This is a genomic window from Paenibacillus sp. FSL H8-0332 (assembly GCF_037963835.1).
GTDB lineage: Bacteria > Bacillota > Bacilli > Paenibacillales > Paenibacillaceae > Paenibacillus_AQ > Paenibacillus_AQ rhizoplanae.
The window spans coordinates 6,426,482-6,449,152 of sequence record NZ_CP150145.1 but is presented as its reverse complement, the minus strand read 5'-3'; the positions used below and the strand labels follow the sequence as shown (position 1 = coordinate 6,449,152).

Here is a 22,671-nt window from a genome sequence, read left to right as displayed (position 1 = left end):
ACTATCATTGAAAACTTTAGATATTATATTAATATCGTATAATTCTGAGAAATGGATCAATCAGCTTTTAAAGAGCTTATACAATCAAAAATATCCTTTAAATAAATTACATTTAACTTTTGTTGATAATTGTTCAAACGATAAAAGTAGAGAATTAATAGAAGCATTTGATGGGAAAGAAGATTTCGGTGGCTATGAATACCATTTTTTAGATAAAAATCTTGGTTTTGGTAAAGCTAATAATTATGGAGTTAAAAATACGAATCAAGATCATGTCTTTTTCTTGAATATTGATACTGAGGTTGACAAAGACAGCATTATAGAACTAATGAAGGCTGTCGATAACTCTGATGATAGTATTGGGTTGTGGGAAGCGAGGCAATTTCCTTACGAGCATCCTAAAATCTATAATCCTGTAAGTATGGAGACAAGTTGGTCTAGTGGTGCTTGTTGTTTAGTTAGAAGAGACTATTTCACACAAATAGGTATGTTTGATGAGAAGATTTTTATGTATGGTGAAGATGTTGATTTAAGCTGGAGGTTTAGAGCTCATGGCTTTAAGCTGATATATGTGCCTAAATGTATAATTCATCATTATACGTATATGAGTGCAAATGAAGTTAAGCCTAATCAATTTTATAATAGTACATTCATGAATTTGATGCTTCGTTATAAGTTTGGAGATATTAAGGATATTATTAAGGGCCATATTATGTATGGTGGATTACTTGTAGTTAAGGGACCTTCCAAGAATCATAAGGCTAAAGTGTTCAAAAATATAATTCGTGCCCCTTTTGAAGGATATAGGTTTAGAAAGTGGAAATTTAAAAATGCAAAATCAGTTAGATTTCAAGCTGATTTTAAAATGTGGGATTATGAAATTATAAGAGAAGGCGCATTCTACATCAATGAAAAACCTGAAAAAATGCCTCTTGTGTCTATTCTAATAAGAACATGTGGAAGACCTAGTGTATTGCGAGAAGCTTTGATAAGTGTTCGAAATCAGACATACAGCAACATTGAAGTTATTGTAGTTGAAGACGGTCCAGCTATTTCAGAAAGTTTAATATTAAAGGAATTTGCAGATCTAAATATAGTTTATAAAGCTACGCATGATAGGGTTGGAAGATGTGTAGTCGGTAATATAGCAATGGAAACAGCCTCGGGAAAATATTTTAATTTTCTAGATGATGATGATTTACTCTACGCAGATCATGTTGAAGTTTTAATTTCTCAATTGCAGAAAAATCCCGACAAAAAGGCTGCTTACTCTATAAGTTTTGAGGTTCCTACGGAAATAACTTCAAGGGATCCTTACCAATACAAAGAATTATTTCACAACGTTCAACACAGACAACCATTTAATAGATTGGTGCTGATGCATCATAATTACTTCCCTATTCAAACGGTTTTATTTAGTAGAGAGATTTATGACGATTTAGGTGGAATAGATGTTGAGTTAGAGGTTCTAGAAGATTGGGACTTGTGGTTAAAGTATGCTCTGAAATATGATTTTTTGTATGTAGAGAAACTAACCTCCTTATATCGAATTCCTTCAAGTGTAGTGAGTAGTACAGAGAGACAAGAATTGTTTGATAAATATCTTGTAGTTGTAAGAGAAAAGCACTTTAATAAAAAGTTTGAGATTAATATGGCATCTATATTTAAAGATGCGGAGTATCTATTGAATAGACCCCCAATGTTGATTTATAAAGTTAAAGGACTAACCTTCAAATCTTTTTTCTTTAAAGCCAGGAATAAAATGATTAGATATGCAAAGAAAATACTTAGATAACTGGAAAACGAATATATGAGCTGCTGGTGTTATTTATGAACTTGTCATTCTATATGTATGATAATAAATAACATTAGCGGTTATAGATGAGGTAGAAAGGGTTAAATTCCATGGAGCGTTTTTATTCTAAATTACCAAAGAAAATTGCATTCATTACAATGATTATTAGCGTAATAATAATATATAGTCCCTTACTCTTTGGTATGTGGTGGTTAAAGTGGGATACGTATGATGCGCTCTTCTCTGTTATGGTTTCTTTGTCAAATCATATAAAACACGGGGATTTACCGTTATGGGAGTTTTATCAATTTAGAGGAATACCATTATCTCACTTACTTGGTGGCCCAATTTGGTCACCGCTAACTTTATTACTGGGTTTTATTGGTTATTCTCAATATGTATTACAAGTTCAGTTTGTGTTGATTGCGATAATTGCATCAATGGGAGTGTATTTAGCTACAGGTAATTATTGTTCATCGAAATGGGTTTGTTCTGCACTAGGTGTAGCATATGCAACCTGTGGTTTATTTATCGGAAATGCCCAGCATATAACTTTTATTGCTGCTGCTGCCTTAATACCATTTGTACAATATTTTTATCAATTATGGGTAAGAACCTCGGATAAAAGAAATGTGGTTTTTTTAGGAGCCTTTATTGGATTGTTAGTTCTAAATAGCTATCCTGTATTCGTCGTTTTTATTCTCCTCGTATTATTCATTGAATTCCTATTTGATATAGGAGAATATAGGGGGAAATTCACTAGTATTTCTCTCATGTTAAAAAATATATTTTATTCATTATTTATTTTCGTGGTTGTAGTTTTAGGGTCAAGTTTAGTTACCCTTGTAAGCACAATAGAAGCAATGAATTTAATAACAAGATCTTCTGTTGGGTGGGGTGCGGCAACTATTAATTCATTGTCTTTTGAAAATTTGATAGGGTTGATATCTCCAAAATTCAATCAATTGTCCCCTTATATTAGTAATGCTGATGTATCAATGACCAATATGTATATCTCATTACCGATTACTTTATTTATTTGTATTACTCGGTTTAGTAAGAAAAATATAAAGTTGATATTTTTAGTATTGCTAACATTGTCGTTGTCGCTTGGTAAAAATCTATTTATCTATAAAATGGTATATAGTTTCATACCATTTGTTGATACTTTTAGGTTTCCTGCAGGATTACGATTTTTGTTTTTCTTTTATTTAATAATGCTGGTCGCATCTAGCTTGAGTTCGATTGATTTATATTATGAAAAGTATAAACAGTTGCTCTTAACTAGTAGTCTGTTAATACTAATAATACTAGCACAAATTACTTTTCTAAAGTTATTTGTTAACCTGAAGTTTGACCTGCCCTCAGGGACTAGAAAAGAGTTGTTTTTTTCATTAATAATATTGATTTTTTATTATATTTCAATAAAAAAATCATCTAAAAATTGTGCTGATATTTTATTTTTTACTTTTGTATTGATATTTTCTTTCCAAGGAGTATTTAGTAATGGTACTTACACCTTGGGGACTAAAGATCGACCAACTTCATATACTACTGCTATTGAAAATATGTATAATTCCCCTGGAAAAATTAGTGTGTTGAATAAGTATATTGATTCTAAACCATTTCCCGTCGCCTTCCCTTATACAGTATATTCTCAACAATTTCAAAACGGAGGATATATAGGTGGTTTTGAATTGAAAAATTTTAATTCTGCCTATTCACTAAACTTACTGCCACAAAAGGATGATCCAGTTTTGTGGTCTAGTATTAACAATGAAGATAGAATTAGTCCTGATTATATTTACGTTAACGGAAATAAGATAGGTGGAGATTTTTATTTGGATAAATCTGGGGTAGTGGGATTGACTCAGTCATATTTTAAAGGATGGAATGTGAAAGTAGATGGAACAACCGCCCCTTTAAAAATAAATGAAGATGGTACAATGGGCGTGCTAGTAAACAAAGGGAGTCATAAGGTTGAATTTGAATTTAGCCCTCAAGCTCTCATTATTAGTTTTTATATTACTATATTTGTATGGTTTACATTATTGCTATATGCACTTAAATTAATACCGAAGTTTCGTTTCAAGCTTAATTAAGAATAATTAAGGAGATGGGTAGGGGTTAATAATTTGGCGTGTTAGATTAGGGAGGTATTGAGGAATATCTCCGTTGCGTTTCCCCGACTGATTGAATAGCAACTTCTTTATCTCTGTTTAAATAGGCGTTTTTTTCTGAAAAATCCTAGATTATTTTGGTTATTTATTGACCTTACTGATAAGGAGAGTGCATTGTGGATATTAAAACTGTAACTGTAATCGGCGCAAATGGAACAATGGGGTGCAATGTTTCGGGAATATTCGCATCTTTTGGTAATTGCAAAGTGTATATGGTTTGTCGAGATATTATTTCGGCTGAGGCTGCGGCAATCAAAGCGACAAAATCTGTAAAAGCAGAGGCTATAAAAGTGAATTTAATTCCTAAATCTTACTGTGATTTAGAGGAATGTATTACTGATTCTGATTTAATATTTGAAAGTGTAGCAGAAAACTTAGAAATAAAGAAAGACGTTTATTTAAAAATACTTGAATTTATAAAACCTAATACAATAATAAGTACTGGAACTTCCGGCTTATCAATAAATGAGCTTTCTGAGTGCTTTCCAATAGAACTTAGATCTCAATATGTAGGTATACATATGTATAACCCTCCATATAATATGAGCCTTTGTGAAGTGATACCATCCAGGGTCACAAATGAAACTATGCTTAATGAATTGAAATTATACTTGAAAGATATCCTTAATAGAAAAGTTGTAGAAGTTAAGGATGCACCTGCTTTTTTAGGGAACAGAATAGGCTTTTATTTCATTAACGAAGCATTAAGATATGCAGATCTGTATAAAGATAATGGGGGGGTAGACTATATTGATGCTATCCTGGGCCCATTTACTGGACGGAGCATGGCACCTTTAGTTACCTCTGATTTTGTTGGACTTGATGTTCATAAGGCGATCGTTGACAACTTGTACTATAACTCTAAAGATTATGCACGAAGTTCATTTGAAATGCCTGACTTTGCTACTAATCTTATCAAAGACAACAAATTAGGTAGGAAATCTGGAATTGGACTATATAAGATTGAACGGCAGGTTGACGGCAAAAAATCAATATATGTGTATGATGTGCTCTCTGATAACTATCGGCCTAAAGAAGATTACGTGTTTACTTTTGCTAAAAATATGGTTAGAGAACTGAGAATAGGAAACTACAATAATGCATTTGCAGTTCTATTAAACAACCATTCTATAGAAGCTCAAATATGTACTGAATTTCTAATTAAATATGTTTTATACGGAATAACTGCTGCAAAAGAAATTGGTGAAAGTGTGCATTCTTGTGATGATGTTATGGCATCTGGATTTGATTGGGCACCTCCTCTTTCGGTGATAGAGGCTTTTGGAGGCGTTTATGAATTTAAAAAACTTGCGTATAAGCATTTAGGAAATCAATTAGAAGGTAGCTTTGACCTCAATATTTTATTAGAAGATATCCCAAGTTCGAATTATGATTATAGACCATTCTTCAAAGCAAAATGAAAAAATCTATGTATTAATAAAGGGGGGGACTTTTATGAAGAAAGTATATGTGTTAGGCGGGGCACAAACAGATTTTGGACGGAACTGGAGCAAAGAAGGGAAAGGGATCATCGCCCTCTTAAAAGAGGTTATTGATGATGGGTTGAAGAATATTGGGGTTACTTATAACGATATTAAAAATTTAAACAAAGAAGGTAGAATTGCTTGCTTCGTAGGGAACTTTATTGGTGAGTACTTTGTAGACCAAGGCCATTTAGGGGCTTTATTAACCGAGGTTAACGATGCTTTTTATGGTGTTCCTTCTGCTAGATATGAAGCTGCATGTGCATCTGGATCTGTTGCACTAGATGCAGGTATAACGAAGATAAGAGCAGGTGATTATGATCTAGTATTGGTTATTGGGTGGGAACTTATGAAGACAGTGGATTCTAAAACATGTGGTGATTTTTTAGGTAGAGCAGCATTTTATGAAAGTGAAGCGAAAAATATTGACTTTCCTTTTCCAAAATTATTTGGGCGACTTGCTGATGAAACAGTGAAAAAATATAATTTTGATAACAAACAATATCTTGATTGTTTAGCGAAAATCTCTGTGAAGAACTACAATAATGCAAAGCGAAATCCTAATGCTCAAACCAAAAAGTGGTTTATGAATGAGGAGCAAGCTAGAGAGAGAGGGACAGCTACTAATCCTACAATTGGTGGAATGCTCGGTACTTCAGATTGCTCCCAAGTGACAGACGGGGCGGCATTTGTAGCATTATCATCAGAAAAAATAATAATTGAGTTTGATAAAGTAAAAGAAAGATGTCCTATTGTAAAGGGATGGGGACATCGTGTAGCACCTATGAAGTTTGAAGAAAAGATGAAAGAAAGCGTTAATAATGAGTATATCATACCTTGGACAAGACAAGCAGTAATGGATGCATATCGAAGAGCCAATATGACAGTAGACGATATCGACTTTTTTGAAACTCATGATTGTTTTACTTCTAGTGAATTCGCTGCAATTTCTGCTTTTGGTATAACTGAACCGGGGAAAGAATTAGAAGCAATTCAATCTGACCTAACATCGTTTAATGGAGCTAAACCTGTGAATCCAAGTGGTGGATTAATTGGGTGCGGTCATCCTGTGGGGGCAAGTGGGGTGAGGATGTTTTTAGATCTCTACAAGCAACTAACAAGACGTGCTCTAGGATATCAATTGGAAACTGCTAATAATGGTATGATGCTTAATATTGGTGGAAGCGCGACTACTAATTATACATTTATCGTTGGGAAAGACAAATAACCCCCTTAGTATATAATAATTTATTTTATTTTAGGAGATGGTTGTGTGATTAATACATCGACAAAAATCGGACGAAATGTTGTTATAAAAGAAGGTGTTTTTATTGGTGAAAATGTAACTATTGAAGATGAAGTGTATATAGATTATGGATGTATTATAAGGGATAATGTTCACATTAAAAGAGGAAGCTTCATAGGAGCAAGAAGTATTATTGGAGAATATCTCTTTGACTTTTATAGAGATAGAGTTAACAAGAGCCATCCTTTAATAATCGGTGAAAATGCGTTGATTCGGACGGAAAGTATTATATATGGAGACACTGTTATTGGAGATAATTTTCAATGTGGACATAAAGTTACTATTAGAGAAAATAGCAATATTGGAAATAACGTAAGAATAGGGACCTTGTCCGATATACAAGGAGATTGTACAATCGGTAATTATGTAAGTTTGCATAGCAATGTTCATATTGGGCAAAAAAGTGAAATAAAGGACTATGTATGGATTTTTCCATATGTGGTGTTAACAAATGACCCAACTCCACCTTCAGATGAATTGTTAGGTGTGAAAATTGAGTCATTCGCAATAGTTGCAACAGGAAGCGTGTTGTTACCTGGTGTGATGATAAAAGAAGATGCTTTGATAGGTGCTGGCTCAATTGTTACAAAAGATGTTACTGAAGGTGCAGTAGTAGTTGGTAATCCAGCTAAAGAGATTGCTAAAGTGCACCAAATAAAAAATAAATTTACCGGTGAATCCGCGTATCCTTGGAGAAATTATTTTAAAAAGGGTATGCCATGGGAAGATACAGACTACGAAACATGGTATAAAAACTTGAATATAGAGGGTATTTGACAATTTAAATGTTGTTATATATCTAAGGTAACATCATTAAAAGTTTTAATAGTAGCGAGGAGTGGGCTTTAAGTTGGAGATGAATATGATAGAAAGTTCAATTATTAACAATAAGAAGATGGGCGATGATAAAGGCTATTTAACGGTTATTGAGGAACAAATAACCGTTCCTTTTGATATTAAACGTGTGTTTTATATTTATGGTACCCAAGAGGACGTTAGACGTGGATATCATGCCCACTACAAGACAAGACAGGCCTTGGTAAGCGTTTCTGGAAGTTGTAAGGTTTATTTAAATAATACAAAAAGAAAAACCGATATATTGTTAGATTCTCCCACGAAAATTCTAATCCTTGAGCCTAACGATTGGCATGAAATGTATGATTTTTCAGAAGATTGTGTGTTGCTTGTTCTAGCTTCTCACTTATACGACGCTGAAGATTATATTCGAGACTATGAAAAATTTATTGAATTCTATAGTGAGAAATTATAATTAAATTTTTTTGTATAAGTACTATTTAAAGGTTTATTTTGGAACTACTCTAATAGAAATAGGTGAATTATCATGATTCCTTTCCTTAATTTAAAGGAAATTAATTTACGCCATGAGGATGCGATTATGGCTAACATGAAAAGTTTTTTGAATTCCGGATGGTATATTTTAGGGGAACAAGTAAAAGCTTTTGAGTCCGAGTTTGCAAGTTATTGTGGGACGACGTATTGTCTTGGAGTAGCTAATGGATTAGACGCACTGGAACTAATTATTAGAGCTTATGAGATAGGTCCTGGAGATGAAGTAATTGTGCCATCAAATACTTATATCGCTTCCATACTATCTATTTCTGCAAATGGTGCTACACCTGTGTTAGTAGAGCCTAACTTACTGACATATAATTTAGACCCTGAAAAAATCGAAGAATATATAACTCCTAATACAAAAGCCATTATGGTAGTTCATCTTTATGGACAGGCATGTAATATGGAGCCAATAAAGCATATTGCAGAAAAATATAGTTTAAAAATAATTGAAGATTGTGCCCAAGCACATGGCGCTGTATATAAGGATTATAAAGTTGGAGCTTTAGGAGATGCTGCAGCGTTTAGTTTCTACCCTGGGAAAAATCTTGGAGCTTTAGGGGATGCAGGAGCCATAACAACCAGTGATGAAAAACTGTATGATACTCTTCATGCTCTAAGAAATTATGGATCACAAAAAAAATACGAGAATATCTTTAAAGGATATAATAGTAGGTTAGATGAAATACAAGCTCCTATATTAAGTATCAAATTAAAATACTTGGACCAAGATAATGAATATAGAAGAACGATTGCGGATTTCTATCTGTCCAATATTAACAATGAACATATTGTGTTACCAAGTGTAGAAGAAGGCCCATTATCACATGTTTGGCACGTATTTGTTATTAGAACTTTGGATAGAACACATTTTATTAATTATATGAGCGACAATGGAATACAGACAATGATTCATTACCCAATCCCCCCGCATAAACAAGAAGCTTATAAAGAATGGAAAGATTTGAAGCTACCAATTTCCGAGAAAATCCATTCAGAAATTTTGAGCCTTCCAATCAGCCCTGTATTAAATATGGCTGACGCGAAAAGAATTGTGGAGGTTGTAAATGAGTACAAACCGCATTAAATTATCGATACTTGTACCTATATACTTCAACGAGTTGAACATCCCACATACTATCCCGAGATTGCAAAATTTGGAGAACATTATACCCGATTGTGATTTTGAGTTTGTGTTCGTAGACGATGGATCGAAAGATAATTCATTTCAGTTGCTACTTGAGGCAAAAAGTTACGATTCTAGGATTAAAGTTATTAAACTTAGTCGTAATTTTGGTTCGATGTCCGCTGTACAAGCGGGTTTGAATTATACTACCGGCGACTGTGTAGGTATTATTTCTGCTGATTTGCAAGACCCTCCGGAAATGTTCAAGGACATGATTGAGCATTGGAAATTAGGTAAAAAAGTCGTTCTTGCCACTAGAGAAGATCGTGAAGAGTCATTATCTCAAAAAGTGTTTTCTAATACTTATTACTATCTGTTAGAAAAGTTTGCTTTAAAGGGATACCCTAAGGGTGGTTTTGATTTTTTATTAATAGATAAACAGGTTGTTTCTGAAATTGTGGAAATTCATGAGAAGAACACAAACATTATGAGCCTTATCTACTGGCTTGGTCATGATCAAGTACAACTTCCCTACGTTAGACAGGAAAGAAAATTTGGTAAATCTAGATGGACACTTTCGAAGAAACTCAAGTTGTTTATTGATTCTTTTGTTAGTTTCTCATATTCACCTATTCGCTTTATGTCCCTAATAGGAGTTATTACTGCGATTTTAAGTTTCTTTTATGGTGTATTTGTAGTGATAGGAACTTTATCAGGTTATATTAATCTTCAAGGATGGACAACAATCATCGCTTTAATAACTTTTTTGTTAGGAATAATCATGATTATGCTGGGTATTATAGGTGAATATCTTTGGAGGATTCTAGATGAAAGTAGAGAAAGACCAACCTACGTTGTTGATAAGACTTTTGAATAAAGAATTTTTAAAATTTGTTATAAGCGGAGGGATTAATACATTAGCCACTTACTTGGTGTATTTACTTCTTCTCTTATTTCTTAATTATTCCTTATCATATACAGTTTCTTATATTTCAGGGATATTTCTTTCTTATTATTTGAATACAGTTTTTGTATTTAAAGAAAAGGTATCATTTATTAAATTTCTCAAATTCCCTATGGTGTACTTGACGCAGTATTTAATAAATATACTTATGTTGTACGTTTTAGTGGAACATCTAGGATTATCGACAAAAGTAGTACCTTTAATAGTTATTGTAGTTACTATTCCTATTACGTATGTTCTTTCTAAGTTAATTATAAAAAGTAAGTGAAAGATAAAGTGGACTAATATTATTCCCAGTACAATGAACACTGCATAATATGGGATTGTATGGCACCGAATGTTACTCACGAGTTTTTCGTTTTCAGTTAACGATGAGCGGTAAAGGATATTAAACTGTTTCCGAATTAATTATTAATAAAGGTGGGTACAAAATGAAACTCCTCATCACCGGCGGAGCCGGCTTCATCGGCAGCAACTTCGTAATCTATATGCTGCAGCAACATCCTGATTACCAGATCGTCAACGTTGATGCGTTGACTTACGCAGGGAATCTGGAGAACCTGAAATCGATTGAGAAGCATCCGAACTATACGTTCGTCAAAGCAGACATTACTGATGTGGCGGCGATGGATAAGCTGATCGGTGACGGTGTAGATGTAGTGGTTAACTTTGCTGCTGAGTCTCACGTAGACCGGAGTATCCTGGAGCCGGAAGTGTTTGTGAAGACGAATGTGCTGGGTACTCAAGTGCTGCTGGATGCGGCTAAGAAATATAGTGTGACTAAGTTCGTTCAAGTGTCTACGGATGAGGTCTATGGATCGCTTGGTGCTACAGGTCTGTTCACGGAAGAAACACCGCTGACGCCGAACAGTCCGTATTCTGCAAGTAAAGCAGGCGGAGATTTACTGGTACGTGCTTATCACGAAACCTTTGGGTTGCCGGTTAACATTACCCGTTGCTCGAATAACTACGGTCCTTATCAGTTCCCGGAGAAGCTGATTCCGCTGATGATCTCCCGTGCGCTGGCGGATCAGGCGCTGCCTGTATACGGTGACGGAATGAATATCCGTGACTGGCTGTATGTTGAGGATCACTGCAGTGCGATTGATCTGGTGATTCATGAAGGTGTGAACGGTGAGGTGTACAATATCGGCGGCAACAATGAGCGGACGAATGTGCATATCGTGAATACTGTACTACAGGAGCTGGGCAAACCGGACTCGTTGATTACCTATGTTCAAGACCGTCCCGGACATGACCGCCGTTACGGCATTGATCCGACTAAGATTATGGGTGAGCTGGGCTGGAAGCCTAAGCATACTTTTGAGACCGGCATTAAGGAGACTATTCAGTGGTACTTGAATAACAAGGAATGGTGGACCCGCATTCAGTCTGGAGAATACCAGAAGTATGCTGCACTTCAGTACGGCAGCCGTCTGGGAGATTCCCTGTAATGGCGAAGACGAAGGTACTGGTTACCGGGGCGGCTGGACAATTAGGCCAGGATCTTATGCTTTTGCTTCAGGGTCAGGATTATGAGGTATTAGGCTGTGACCGTCAGGAGATGGATATTACTAATCTGGATCAGTGCCAGGAGATCATTGGGGCTTTTATGCCTGATGCGGTCATTCATTGTGCGGCTCATACGGCAGTGGATGCAGCTGAGACTGATGTGGATGCAGCGTACCTCATTAATGCTACGGGAAGCCGGAATGTGGCGCTCGCTGCTGAGAAGGCAGGGGCTAAGCTGGTCTATATCAGCACGGATTATGTATTCGATGGCATGGGAGAACAGCCTTACCATGAATATGATAATACCGATCCTAAGAGTATCTACGGGAAGTCCAAGCGTGCTGGAGAGGTATTAGTCCAGTCGTTATCCTCCAAGTATTTCATCGTACGCACCTCATGGGTCTACGGCAAATACGGCAATAATTTTGTGAAAACGATGCTGAAGCTGGGGCAGGAAAAGCCGCTGCTGCAGGTTGTCGATGACCAAAAAGGTTCGCCTACCTACACTGTCGACTTGGCCAGATTCTTGCTTGAGCTTATCCAGACTGAAAAGTATGGAGTGTACCACGCCTCGAACACAGAGTCTTGTACATGGTATGAATTCACCCAGGCCATCTTTGTGGAAGCAGAGGAACTTCTGGGGCTGAAGTTTACAGCGAAGCTTGAACCTTGTGCGACGGAGCAATTTCCCCGTCCGGCGCCTCGTCCACGCAACTCGGTGATGGAGCATCTGGCGATCCGTACTAACGGATTCCAGGATATCCGTCCATGGCGTGAAGGGCTGAGAGACTTTTTGCTGGAGCTGAAATAGCTGCAGGATATGTTGAAGAACCCCTAATCCATCTTAATGGTTAGGGGTTTCTTATTGTAATTCGATAGTCCTGATGAGAGCGGTTTAACAACCTTCCATAGCCCGGCACCTCTCTTTTCGCTATAATGGGGAGTAACAGGTTCGAACAATGAATATATGGAACTCGAGGTACCCCATGAAACTTAAAACAGTCAGTGTGCATATTGTTACTTATAACAGCGCAGATGATATTGCGGAATGCTTGTCGGCTGTGCTCAATCAGGATTATCCGGTCAAAAAGATTGTGGTGGTCGACAATGCTTCCACGGATAGATCGGCGGAGAAGGTAAGGACGTTCTATCATGAGCGCACAGCAGCGACTCAATCTGGAGCCTATGTAAATAGCAAATCTAGCTCAACCCTAGTCCTCCTGGAAAATGAACTTAACACCGGCTTTGCCCCCGCACACAATCAGGCAATTGCCGGTACTACGACCGATTATGTGCTGGTGTTGAATCCGGACCTTACGCTGGCCCCGGACTATATCTCCAGGCTGGTTGCCCGGATGGAAGCCGATTCCCGGATCGGGAGTGCCACAGGCAAACTGCTGCTGAAGGCGGATCATTCGCTGGTGGATAGTGCCGGACTGCGTATGAATAAGGCGCGGCGGGCGTTTGACCGTGGAGCGGGAGAGCCTGCTGACCAGTGGAATGAGTCTGGTGAAGTATTCGGTGTCTCCGGTGCAGCGGCGCTGTACTCGCGGCGGATGATTGAGGATATCAGCGTCGAGGGGGAGTTTTTCGATGCGGACTTTTTTGCCTATAAGGAAGACGTAGATGTGGCCTGGCGTGCAGAATTGTTCGGCTGGAAGGCCTACTATGATGCGGAAGCGATAGGTTACCATGAGCGGGGCTGGAAGACGTCGGGGCGGAGCGGCAAGGCGATGTTCATCAAGCGGATCTCCTATATTAACCGCTACAAAATGATATACAAGAACGAGCCCTCCCGCACCCTGCTAATCACTCTGCTAAATTCTCTTCCTTATGAGATTGCCGCACACGGCTACTCGTTGTTGAAGGAGCCTAAGCTGCTAGGAGCCTGGCCCTCCTTCTTCGCCCAGAGAGCTTCTCTTAAGCGCAAGCGCCGGTATATTCAGAAGAGGGTCAAGCTTGCCGGGGAATGAATGATAGCCTTGTAAAAACCTCCCTGAACAGGCGCTGCCTATCAGCGGGGTTTTTGTGTTATAATAATTGTCGATAGATTACTATATTTGTCAGGAGAGTATAGCAGTGAATGTAGATGTTAGTATATTGATTCTAAATTACAACACATGCCGCCTGACGATGGATTGTCTGAGGTCGGTATATGATTCCGAGACAAGGTATTTCTATGAAATTATTCTAGTAGATAATAACTCCCAAGATCACTCGGTGGAGACGATAAGCAAGGAGTTCCCGGAGGTACTGTTAATTGCCAATTCCGAGAATGTTGGCTTTGCCAAGGGGAATAACCAGGGGATAGAGGTAGCCTCCGGGCGTTATGTGCTGCTGCTCAATTCAGATACCGTGATCCGCAAGGATACGCTGGAGACGATGCTGGCGTTCATGGACAGCCGCCCGGATCTTGGTGCGTCCGGATGTAAGGTGATTCTGCCGGATGGGTCGCTCGATAAGGCCTGCCGGAGAGGGTTCCCGACGCCGTCCGCGTCCTTCTATTATGCCTTTGGCTTCAGTAAGCTGTTCCCGGACCGTCCGAAGTTCAACGGCTACCAGCTAGGTTATCTGGACCCGGATGACGAATATCCGGTAGATTGTCTGGTTGGAGCCTTCATGCTGCTGCGCCGGGAGACGATTGAGCAGGTGGGCGGGCTGGATGAGACCTTTTTCATGTATGGAGAGGATCTGGATTGGTGTTACCGGATCAAGGAAGCGGGCTGGGGGATTTATTATTATCCGCAGACGTCCATCGTACATCTGAAGGGTGGCAGTGCGCGCCGCAGACCGTTCAGGATTGTGTATGAGTTTCACCGGGCCATGATTTTATTTCATAAGAAGCATTATAGCAGCCGCTACAACAGTATGATAAATGGAGCGGTATATGCGGGAGTGGGCGTCAAGTTCACGCTATCGCTGCTGCGCAACGCACTGATTGCTCCACGCAAGGTTCCAACGCCGGCCCAGAGTCTGGCAGTCCCTGGGGAAGCCGGTATCCGCAATGAATCGAAGGCTGAGGTGAGATTATGATGCGCCGTAATCAAAAGTTTCTGACCCAATTATATATGGTTGCCGACTTCCTGGTGATCCAGCTGTCCTTCTTTGCAGCCTGGTGGCTGAAGTTCAAGAGCGGCCTGCTGGAATCCTATCGGACACTGCCTATAGAATCTTATGCTTACTGGAGCGTCATCTATGGGGCCATTGCTATACTGATCGGTATTGTGGTATCTCTATATTTGCCCAAGCGGAAGAAGCGGTTCATTGATGAGTTCCTGAAGGTGTTTCAGGTTCATGCGATGGGGATCTTTATTCTGCTGGGCCTGATGTTCTTCCTGAGGGAGATTGATGTCTCCCGTCAATACCTGGCGATCTACATGGGCTTCAATATTCTGTCCATTATGCTGTACCGTTATGTGCTGAAGAAGATGCTGAAGTCGCTGCGTGAAAAAGGCTTCAACCGCCAGTTCGTCCTGATTCTTGGTGCAGGCACATTGGGTAAAAGATTCTATAACAACCTGGAGCAATATCCGGAGCTGGGCTATGAGGCGATCGGGTTCCTGGATGACTTCCATCAGTGGGATGGCATTGAGGAGCAGCGGTATAAGCCGATTCTGGGTACCGTGGATCAGCTGGAGGCAATGCTGGAGATGCTTCCTGTCGATGAGGTCATTCTGGCGCTGCCGCTGGATGCCCACTCGAAATACCCGGCTATTATTGCTACTTGTGAGAAAGCCGGGATGCGGACGCTGATTATCCCCGACTTCTTCGACTATCTGCCGGCCCGTCCGTATTTCGATAACTTTGCCGGGATGCCGATGATTAATGTACGCGATATTCCGCTGGATATGGCCGGGAACAAAATGGCGAAGCGTGCGTTTGATATTCTGTTTGCCTTGTTCGCCATTCTCATGCTGTCCCCGGTGATGCTGATTGTTGCGCTCGGAGTGCGCCTGACTTCACCGGGACCGGTGATTTTCAAGCAGGAGCGGGTGGGTCTGAACCGCCGTAATTTCATGATGTACAAGTTCCGTTCCATGAAAATGCAGACGGACGGTGAAGTGGACACAGGCTGGAGCACGAAGGATGATCCGCGCCGGACCCGCTTTGGAACGTTTATCCGCCGAACGAGTCTCGATGAGCTGCCGCAATTCTTCAACGTGCTGTTTGGGCAGATGAGTGTGGTTGGTCCGCGTCCTGAGCGCCCATTCTTTGTAGAACAGTTTCGTGGCGAGATTCCGAAATATATGGTTAAGCATCACGTGCGGCCGGGAATTACCGGCTGGGCTCAGAGCAATGGTCTGCGTGGGGATACCTCGATTGAGGACCGGATCAAGCATGATATTTTCTATATCGAGAACTGGTCCCTGCTGTTCGACATCCGGATTATTGCCAAGACTATTCGTAATGGCTTCAAGAACGCTTATTAATACACGGTCTTATCTATATTATATTCTCCGCTAAAAAACGGTTGCTGCCCCTTGAGGATGTCACAGCCGTTTTTGCTTTTTTCAGCCGACTCTCTACTACTTGCAAAGGAGACTGCCATCATGAAGAGAACAAAGCTTATTGCTTCTATTACTATGATCGGGGCTGTTACACTACTGCTTGTATTGATGCTTGGAGGAAAAGAAAAACAGCCAGCTACAGGCTTCGCGGCCCACAGGGTCATTGCCCATGCCATGGGCGGAATCAATGACAAGGCGTATACCAATACCAAGGACGCTTTTATTGCGAACTATGAGCAGGGGACCCGGATCTTTGAGGCGGACCTGCTGCTGACCAGTGATGATGAGCTGGTGGCCCGCCATGAATGGACTACAGGTATGAGTAAGAAGCTGGGTCAGCAGGAGGTTCTTCCTCCTGACAAGCAGGGGGAGGTGCTGACTCACGATGAAGTGATGAACAGCCCGGTGCTGGAGCTCTACTCTCCGCTGGATATTGAGAAAATCGTCAATCTGATGGAGATCTACCCGGATACCTATATTGTAACGGACACGAAGGAACTAGAGCCGCAGCAGGTAACGAAGCAATTTCAGCTCATTGTAGAAGCCGCACAGAAGAAGGACCCAGCGCTGCTGGAGCGGATCGTTCCGCAGATTTACAGCCGGGAGATGCTGGAGGTCGTGAAACAGGTGTATGATTTTCCGGAAATCATCTATACCCTATACCAGACAGAGGACAGCGACGAGGTGGTCATTGAATTCGTCAAGCAGACCGGCGTGGACATCACGATGCCGACAACCAGGGCTACCAAGAGCTTCGTGCGTAACTTGAAAAAAGCGGGCGCCAGAGTCTACGTGCATACCGTGAACGACGAGCAGGAGATTGTGGAGCTGTCCCGGCTGGGCGTCAACGGATTCTACACTGATTTTGTCCCGGAAAATGATTTGAACCGGATCAAGGGTCTCCGCTGATCGAGGAGAAGTCCAAGGCAGAAATGCGAAAAAATGTTCGCATTTTGTTCTCTTTTAAATTGACACTCCCCTTCGTGCTGACTTAGACTATAGATACGGATTGTGCGTGCGCAGGAGTGTGTATATTCACTTAGATGAACAATGAGGATGGACAAAGATGAACGAGATGCGGCAAATGATCAGGCCGTGGCGGCATGTCTTCAAGCTGGACCCGGACCGTGTACTTGGTGACAAGGAGCTGGCCGCTGTCTGCCAGTCGGGAACCGATGCGATTATCGTAGGCGGCTCTACCGGCGTGACTTATGAGAATACGGTGAGTCTGCTTGCGAGAATCCGGCAATATGACCTGCCTTGCGCGCTGGAGATTTCGGATTTGGAGGCCGCTGTGCCCGGTTTTGACCTGTATATGATTCCCATGGTGCTCAACACTGACGATACTTCATGGATTCTCGGCCATCACCGCCGGGCCATTGAACGCTTCGGCAGTCTGATCCCATGGGAATTGCTGCTGACAGAGGGCTATATTGTGCTGAACAGCGATTCCTCGGTAGCGCGCCTGACCGGTGCGGACTGCTCGCTCGATGCGGCTGGTGCGGGAGCCTATGCGCAGATTGCAGACAAGCTGATGAACCTCCCGGTGGTCTACCTTGAATATAGCGGACGTTACGGAGATCTGGAGATTGTGCGCGAGGTCAGGGAAGTGGTTGAGCACAGTCAGCTTTTCTATGGGGGCGGAATTACAGGTGCAGAGGAAGCCATGCATGTAGCCGCACTATGTGATACAGTAGTGGTCGGCAATATTATTTATAGCAATGTGGAAGAAGCGCTGTTGACGGTCCAGGCTGTGCGGGATACACCGCAGATAGACTGGTAGAATTATAGATCATGAGCGTAGCTTATATTCAGAAAGGAGCATGTAACACATGCAACTTGTTAACATACAGGACGCCGTAAGCCGTCTGAATCCCCCGCAGCGTCAGGCTGTAGAAGCAACTGAAGGACCCTTGCTCATCATGGCTGGCGCAGGCAGCGGCAAGACCCGCGTGCTGACCCACCGGATTGCGTGGCTGATCGCGAACCGTAAGGCACCGCCGTGGGCGATTCTGGCGATTACGTTTACCAATAAGGCCGCCCGGGAGATGCAGGATCGTGTCTCCAAGCTCGTAGGGCCCGAGGGCCGGGATATTTGGGTATCCACTTTTCACTCGATGTGTGTGCGGATTTTGCGGAAGGATATTGATCAGATTGGCTTCACCTCGAACTTCTCCATTCTGGATTCGACAGACCAGCTGTCCGTCATCCGCAATTGCATGAAGGATCTGGATATCGATACTAAGAAGTTCGAGCCGAAGGCCATTCAGGCTGTGATCAGCTCGAACAAGAATGAGCTGATCACACCGGCGCAGTATGAGCAGAAGGTCGGCGATTATTTTGAAGGCCTGGTGGCTAAGGTGTATTCCAAATACCAGCACCGGCTGAGAAGCAATAACTCTCTGGATTTCGATGACCTGATTATGAAGACGATCGAGCTGTTCAAGGAGAAGCCGGATGTACTGGATTTCTATCAGAAGAAGTTCAAGTATATTCATGTCGATGAGTATCAGGATACGAACCGGGCGCAGTATATGCTCTGCCGGATGCTGGCTGAAGGCCACCACCGGATCTGCGTGGTCGGGGACAGTGACCAGTCGATCTACCGCTGGCGCGGGGCGGATATCTCGAACATTCTGAACTTCGAAGAGGATTACCCCGAAGCCCAGACGATTCTGCTGGAGCAGAATTACCGCTCCACCTCGAACATTCTGAATGCTGCCAACGGCGTGATTGCTCTCAATACGGGCCGCAAGCCGAAGAAGTTGTGGACCGACTCCGATGAAGGCGCGAAGATCAAGGTGTTCCGCGGCGACACTGAGCATGACGAAGGATATTTCGTCAGCGGGGAGATCAGCAAGAATGTGAAGCAGGGCCAGGCTTACCAGAACCATGCGATTCTGTACCGTACGAATGCCCAGTCCCGTGTAATAGAAGAAATTCTGATTAAATCGGATATTCCCTACCAGATTGTCGGAGGGATCAAGTTCTACGACCGTAAAGAAATCAAGGATCTGCTGGCGTATCTGCGCCTGCTGTCCAATCCTGATGATGATATCAGCCTGACGCGGATTATCAATGTTCCGAAGCGTGGACTTGGGGATACAACCGTTGGTAAGCTGGCGGCAGCAGCGGCTGCCCAGGGCGTCTCGATTTTCCGGGCGCTGCAGACGGTGGATGATCTCGGATTCGCCGGACGGACCCGCAATACGCTGGTGGAATTCTACGATATGATCGAAGCCCTGCACCGGATGGTGGAGTTCCTCTCGGTGACAGAGCTGACGGAGAAGATTCTCGAGCTGTCCCAGTACCGTCTCGAACTACAGAATGAGAATACGCTGGAGTCCCGTTCACGCCTGGAGAACATTGACGAGTTCCTGTCCGTTACGATGGAATTCGAGAAGAACAATGAAGACAAGTCGCTGGTCTCCTTCCTGACCGATCTGGCGCTGATCGCGGATATCGACAGTGTGAACGATGAAGAAGAACGCAGTGATGCGGTGGTGCTGATGACGATGCACAGCGCGAAGGGACTGGAGTTCCCGACCGTCTTCATCATCGGGATGGAGGAAGGGGTATTCCCGCACAGCCGTGCCTTCCAGGACAATGATGAACTGGAAGAAGAACGCCGGCTGGCGTATGTGGGTATTACCCGTGCGGAGAAGCAGCTGTTCCTCAGCTGCGCACGGATGCGCACGTTGTTCGGGCGGACGAACGCGAATGCGCCGTCCCGCTTCCTGGAGGAGATTCCGGAGGAGCTGAAGGAAGATACGGTCCGTGAATCGGACCGCTTCCGGCGCGGAGGCGAGGAGGCAGGCGGTGCCTATGGCGGGCGAGGCTTCGGCGGAAGCGGAGGCAGCCGGGGGAACTTCGGCAGCCGCACCGCTGCTGCCGGGAACGCGCCGGGAGGCGGCGGGTCCGCCAGCTTCGGCAGCGGCAGTTCGGCGAGCGCGGTGCCTGGCGCGGGCCGTGTTGTGGTAACGACCGGAGGCGCGCAGCGCACGACGGGCGGAGCCGGGGCGGCTGCGGAGGCCGGAGGCTTCAAGGCGGGCGACAAGGTCTCCCACGGCAAATGGGGCATCGGCACCATTGTAGCCGTGAAGGGCAGCGGCAACGATACGGAGCTGCAGATTGCCTTCCCGGCGCCGGTGGGCGTCAAGCGCCTGCTGGCCGGCTTTGCGCCGATCACCAAAGTTGAATAAATCAAGCTTGCGATTAACGACAGTGCTTTTGGATCACGCTAACCGTAGGAAACCTATTTGACGGAGGGATGTGCCGGATGGATATTATGTTCACGATGGAAGAACTCGTAGCCGAGCTGAATCAATACAATTATCATTACTACACAATGGATGCACCGCAAATCAGCGACAAGGAATACGATGTGCTCTACGATAAGCTGGTGGCCTTCGAAGCGGAGAGCGGAATTGTATTGCCGCATTCCCCGACGCAGCGGGTAGGCGGGGAGCTGCTGAAGGGCTTCACGCAACACCGCCATCTGGGGCCGCTGTGGAGTCTGGATAAGGCGCAGAACATTGAACAGCTTCGTACCTGGAACACCCGTGTGCTGAAGCTGGTGAATGATTATAATACCAAGAACCCGGACAATCCGCTGCCGGAGCCGTGTTATGCCGTGGAGCTGAAGTTCGACGGTTTGACCCTGAACCTGACCTATCGTGACGGGGCGCTTGTACAAGCTGCTACCCGCGGCAACGGGGTAACAGGTGAGGGAATTCTGGCTCAGGTGAAGACAATCAAGTCCGTCCCGCTGAATATCCCATTCAAGGAAGGCGTTATTGAAGTGCAGGGCGAGGGGATTATGAACCTGTCTGTACTTGCGGATTATAATACCCGCGCAGCAGAGCCGCTGAAGAATGCACGCAATGGGGCGGCGGGCGCGCTGCGCAACCTGAATCCCAAGATGACTGCCGACCGCAGGCTGAATGCCTTCTTTTATAATGTGGGGTATGCAGAGGGTGTACAATTCGGCGATCATCAGGAGATGATGGATTTCCTGCGCAGCAACCGGTTCAAGGTCAATCCTTACCTGAACTATTTCAGCAAATTCGATGATGTGACCGAGCAGCTGGCAGAGATTGAAGAGAGCCGTTCCGGTCTGGATTATCTGATTGACGGAGCAGTGATTAAGGTCACGGACTTCCGCATCCGTGAGGCGCTGGGGTATACCGACAAGTTCCCGCGCTGGGCCGTTGCCTATAAATTCGAGGCCGAAGAGACCACAACCATCCTGGAATCTGTCAGCTGGAATGTCGGCCGTACCGGCAAAGTGACTCCGCTCGCGCGGGTGGAGGCTGTAGAACTAGCCGGGGTTACGGTACAGAACTGTACCCTTAACAACGTGGGTGATATTGAGCGCAAGAATCTGAAGTTTGCACTGGGCACACGGGTATTCATCCGCCGCTCCAATGATGTCATCCCTGAGATTCTGGGCAAGGTGACGGAGGAGAGCGACGGCGGGGAAATTGTATTCCCTGAGGAGTGCCCGGCCTGCGGGTTCCCGCTGGAGATGCGCGGCGCTCATCTGTTCTGCAACAACAAGCTTGACTGCAAGCCGCAGATTGTCAGCCGGATTACCCATTTTGCCTCCAGAGATGCCATGGATATTGAGACGTTCAGTGAGAAGACGGCGGCTCAGCTGCATGAGGAGCTTAGTGTACGGGAGCCTGCGGATCTGTATGAGCTAACCTTCGACCAACTGGTGAAGCTGGAGCGGTTCGGAGAGAAGAAGGCGGCGAATCTGCTGAAGGCACTCGAAGACAGCAAAGGCAGAGATTTGGCATCCTTCCTCTATGCACTCGGCATTCCTAATACCGGCAAAGCCACAACAAGAATGCTGGCCGACCATTACCGCAGCCTGGAAGCCGTCATGTCTGCTACAGCGGAGGAGCTGGCCGGGCTGCCGGATATCGGGGGAATTGTGGCGGAGAGCATCGTGAATTATTTTGCCGACCCGTTCGTAGTGGTTAGCATCGACCGTATGCGTGCGCTGGGGGTAGAGGCCAAGGGGGCTGAAGCTCCGCGTGTAGTCAATACCAATACCTATTTCAGCGGCAAAACAGTTGTCCTGACTGGTTCCCTGCAAAAAATGACCCGCGAGGAAGCCGCCGAACGCCTGGAAGCTCTGGGAGCCAAGGTATCCGGCAGCGTCTCCAAGAAGACTGATCTGGTCATCGCCGGGGAGAAGGCAGGCAGCAAGCTGACCAAAGCCCAGCAGCTCGGCATTCAAGTCATTGAGGATGAAGACGAGCTGATCCGCTTGCTGGAGATGTAATGGTGAGAACGATCAACTGATAGAGTACCACACTGAGTCCTGTACTTCCTTTGCCTGACGGCGGAGGGATACAGGGCTTTTTATATGAATAGCCTTTATATGTCTCACATGAACATTTGATAATTTAATACAACACCATACTTATTTTGAC

At 43.5% G+C, this 22,671-nt stretch carries 18 protein-coding genes; all 18 read left to right on the top strand.

Features of this window, described 5'->3' with window-relative positions:
- The first annotated feature begins 7 nt into the window (after nucleotides 1-7).
- The 18 genes from NST43_RS28095 (at nucleotide 8) to ligA (ending at nucleotide 22,520) form a co-directional block, all read left to right on the top strand.
- Nucleotides 8-1,795 (top strand): glycosyltransferase family 2 protein, encoded by a 1,788-nt coding sequence (locus NST43_RS28095; RefSeq protein WP_339220617.1) that lies wholly within the window; start codon nucleotides 8-10, stop codon nucleotides 1,793-1,795.
- 110 nt (nucleotides 1,796-1,905) lie between these two features.
- Nucleotides 1,906-3,897 carry a YfhO family protein gene (locus NST43_RS28090; RefSeq protein WP_339220615.1) on the top strand — a complete coding sequence of 664 codons (1,992 nt, stop codon included), beginning with the start codon at nucleotides 1,906-1,908 and terminating at the stop codon, nucleotides 3,895-3,897.
- A 194-nt stretch (nucleotides 3,898-4,091) separates the two neighbouring features.
- Nucleotides 4,092-5,396: a 3-hydroxyacyl-CoA dehydrogenase family protein gene (locus NST43_RS28085; RefSeq protein ID WP_339220613.1), complete on the top strand. Its 1,305-nt coding sequence runs from the start codon at nucleotides 4,092-4,094 to the stop codon at nucleotides 5,394-5,396.
- Nucleotides 5,397-5,430: 34 nt separating this feature from the next.
- A complete protein-coding gene (locus tag NST43_RS28080; RefSeq protein ID WP_339220612.1) occupies nucleotides 5,431-6,687 on the top strand; it encodes an acetyl-CoA acetyltransferase in 1,257 nt (418 codons plus the stop codon).
- A 45-nt stretch (nucleotides 6,688-6,732) separates the two neighbouring features.
- A complete protein-coding gene (locus tag NST43_RS28075) occupies nucleotides 6,733-7,542 on the top strand; it encodes a hypothetical protein (RefSeq protein ID WP_339220611.1) in 810 nt (269 codons plus the stop codon).
- A gap of 79 nt (nucleotides 7,543-7,621) precedes the next feature.
- Nucleotides 7,622-8,035 (top strand): FdtA/QdtA family cupin domain-containing protein, encoded by a 414-nt coding sequence (locus NST43_RS28070; protein ID WP_339225546.1) that lies wholly within the window; start codon nucleotides 7,622-7,624, stop codon nucleotides 8,033-8,035.
- A gap of 72 nt (nucleotides 8,036-8,107) precedes the next feature.
- Nucleotides 8,108-9,205: a DegT/DnrJ/EryC1/StrS family aminotransferase gene (locus tag NST43_RS28065; protein ID WP_339220609.1), complete on the top strand. Its 1,098-nt coding sequence runs from the start codon at nucleotides 8,108-8,110 to the stop codon at nucleotides 9,203-9,205.
- A complete protein-coding gene (locus tag NST43_RS28060) occupies nucleotides 9,186-10,121 on the top strand; it encodes a glycosyltransferase family 2 protein (RefSeq protein WP_339220608.1) in 936 nt (311 codons plus the stop codon). The genes NST43_RS28065 and NST43_RS28060 overlap by 20 nt, the downstream gene beginning before the upstream one ends.
- Nucleotides 10,072-10,476: a GtrA family protein gene (locus NST43_RS28055; protein ID WP_339220606.1), complete on the top strand. Its 405-nt coding sequence runs from the start codon at nucleotides 10,072-10,074 to the stop codon at nucleotides 10,474-10,476. The genes NST43_RS28060 and NST43_RS28055 overlap by 50 nt, the downstream gene beginning before the upstream one ends.
- A 163-nt stretch (nucleotides 10,477-10,639) precedes the next feature.
- Nucleotides 10,640-11,662, top strand: coding sequence for a dTDP-glucose 4,6-dehydratase (rfbB, locus tag NST43_RS28050; RefSeq protein WP_211721285.1), 1,023 nt, complete (start codon nucleotides 10,640-10,642; stop codon nucleotides 11,660-11,662).
- Nucleotides 11,662-12,531 carry a dTDP-4-dehydrorhamnose reductase gene (gene rfbD, locus NST43_RS28045; RefSeq protein ID WP_339220603.1) on the top strand — a complete coding sequence of 290 codons (870 nt, stop codon included), beginning with the start codon at nucleotides 11,662-11,664 and terminating at the stop codon, nucleotides 12,529-12,531. Before rfbB ends, rfbD begins: the two co-directional genes overlap by 1 nt.
- A 175-nt stretch (nucleotides 12,532-12,706) precedes the next feature.
- On the top strand, nucleotides 12,707-13,693 hold the full coding sequence (locus tag NST43_RS28040) for a glycosyltransferase family 2 protein (protein WP_339220601.1): 987 nt from the start codon (nucleotides 12,707-12,709) through the stop codon (nucleotides 13,691-13,693).
- Nucleotides 13,694-13,799: 106 nt separating this feature from the next.
- Entirely contained in the window at nucleotides 13,800-14,753 is a 954-nt protein-coding gene (locus NST43_RS28035; RefSeq protein ID WP_339220600.1) for a glycosyltransferase family 2 protein, read from the top strand.
- Nucleotides 14,750-16,150, top strand: coding sequence for an undecaprenyl-phosphate glucose phosphotransferase (locus tag NST43_RS28030; RefSeq protein WP_339220598.1), 1,401 nt, complete (start codon nucleotides 14,750-14,752; stop codon nucleotides 16,148-16,150). Before NST43_RS28035 ends, NST43_RS28030 begins: the two co-directional genes overlap by 4 nt.
- Before the next feature lie 120 nt (nucleotides 16,151-16,270).
- Nucleotides 16,271-17,137: a phosphatidylinositol-specific phospholipase C/glycerophosphodiester phosphodiesterase family protein gene (locus NST43_RS28025; RefSeq protein WP_339220596.1), complete on the top strand. Its 867-nt coding sequence runs from the start codon at nucleotides 16,271-16,273 to the stop codon at nucleotides 17,135-17,137.
- Between the two features lie 166 nt (nucleotides 17,138-17,303).
- Nucleotides 17,304-18,011 (top strand): heptaprenylglyceryl phosphate synthase, encoded by a 708-nt coding sequence (locus tag NST43_RS28020; RefSeq protein WP_339225545.1) that lies wholly within the window; start codon nucleotides 17,304-17,306, stop codon nucleotides 18,009-18,011.
- A gap of 49 nt (nucleotides 18,012-18,060) precedes the next feature.
- Nucleotides 18,061-20,430, top strand: coding sequence for a DNA helicase PcrA (gene pcrA, locus NST43_RS28015; protein ID WP_339220594.1), 2,370 nt, complete (start codon nucleotides 18,061-18,063; stop codon nucleotides 20,428-20,430).
- Nucleotides 20,431-20,507: 77 nt separating this feature from the next.
- Nucleotides 20,508-22,520, top strand: a complete 2,013-nt coding sequence (gene ligA / locus NST43_RS28010) for an NAD-dependent DNA ligase LigA (protein ID WP_339220592.1) — start codon at nucleotides 20,508-20,510, stop codon at nucleotides 22,518-22,520.
- Nucleotides 22,521-22,671 lie beyond the last annotated feature (151 nt).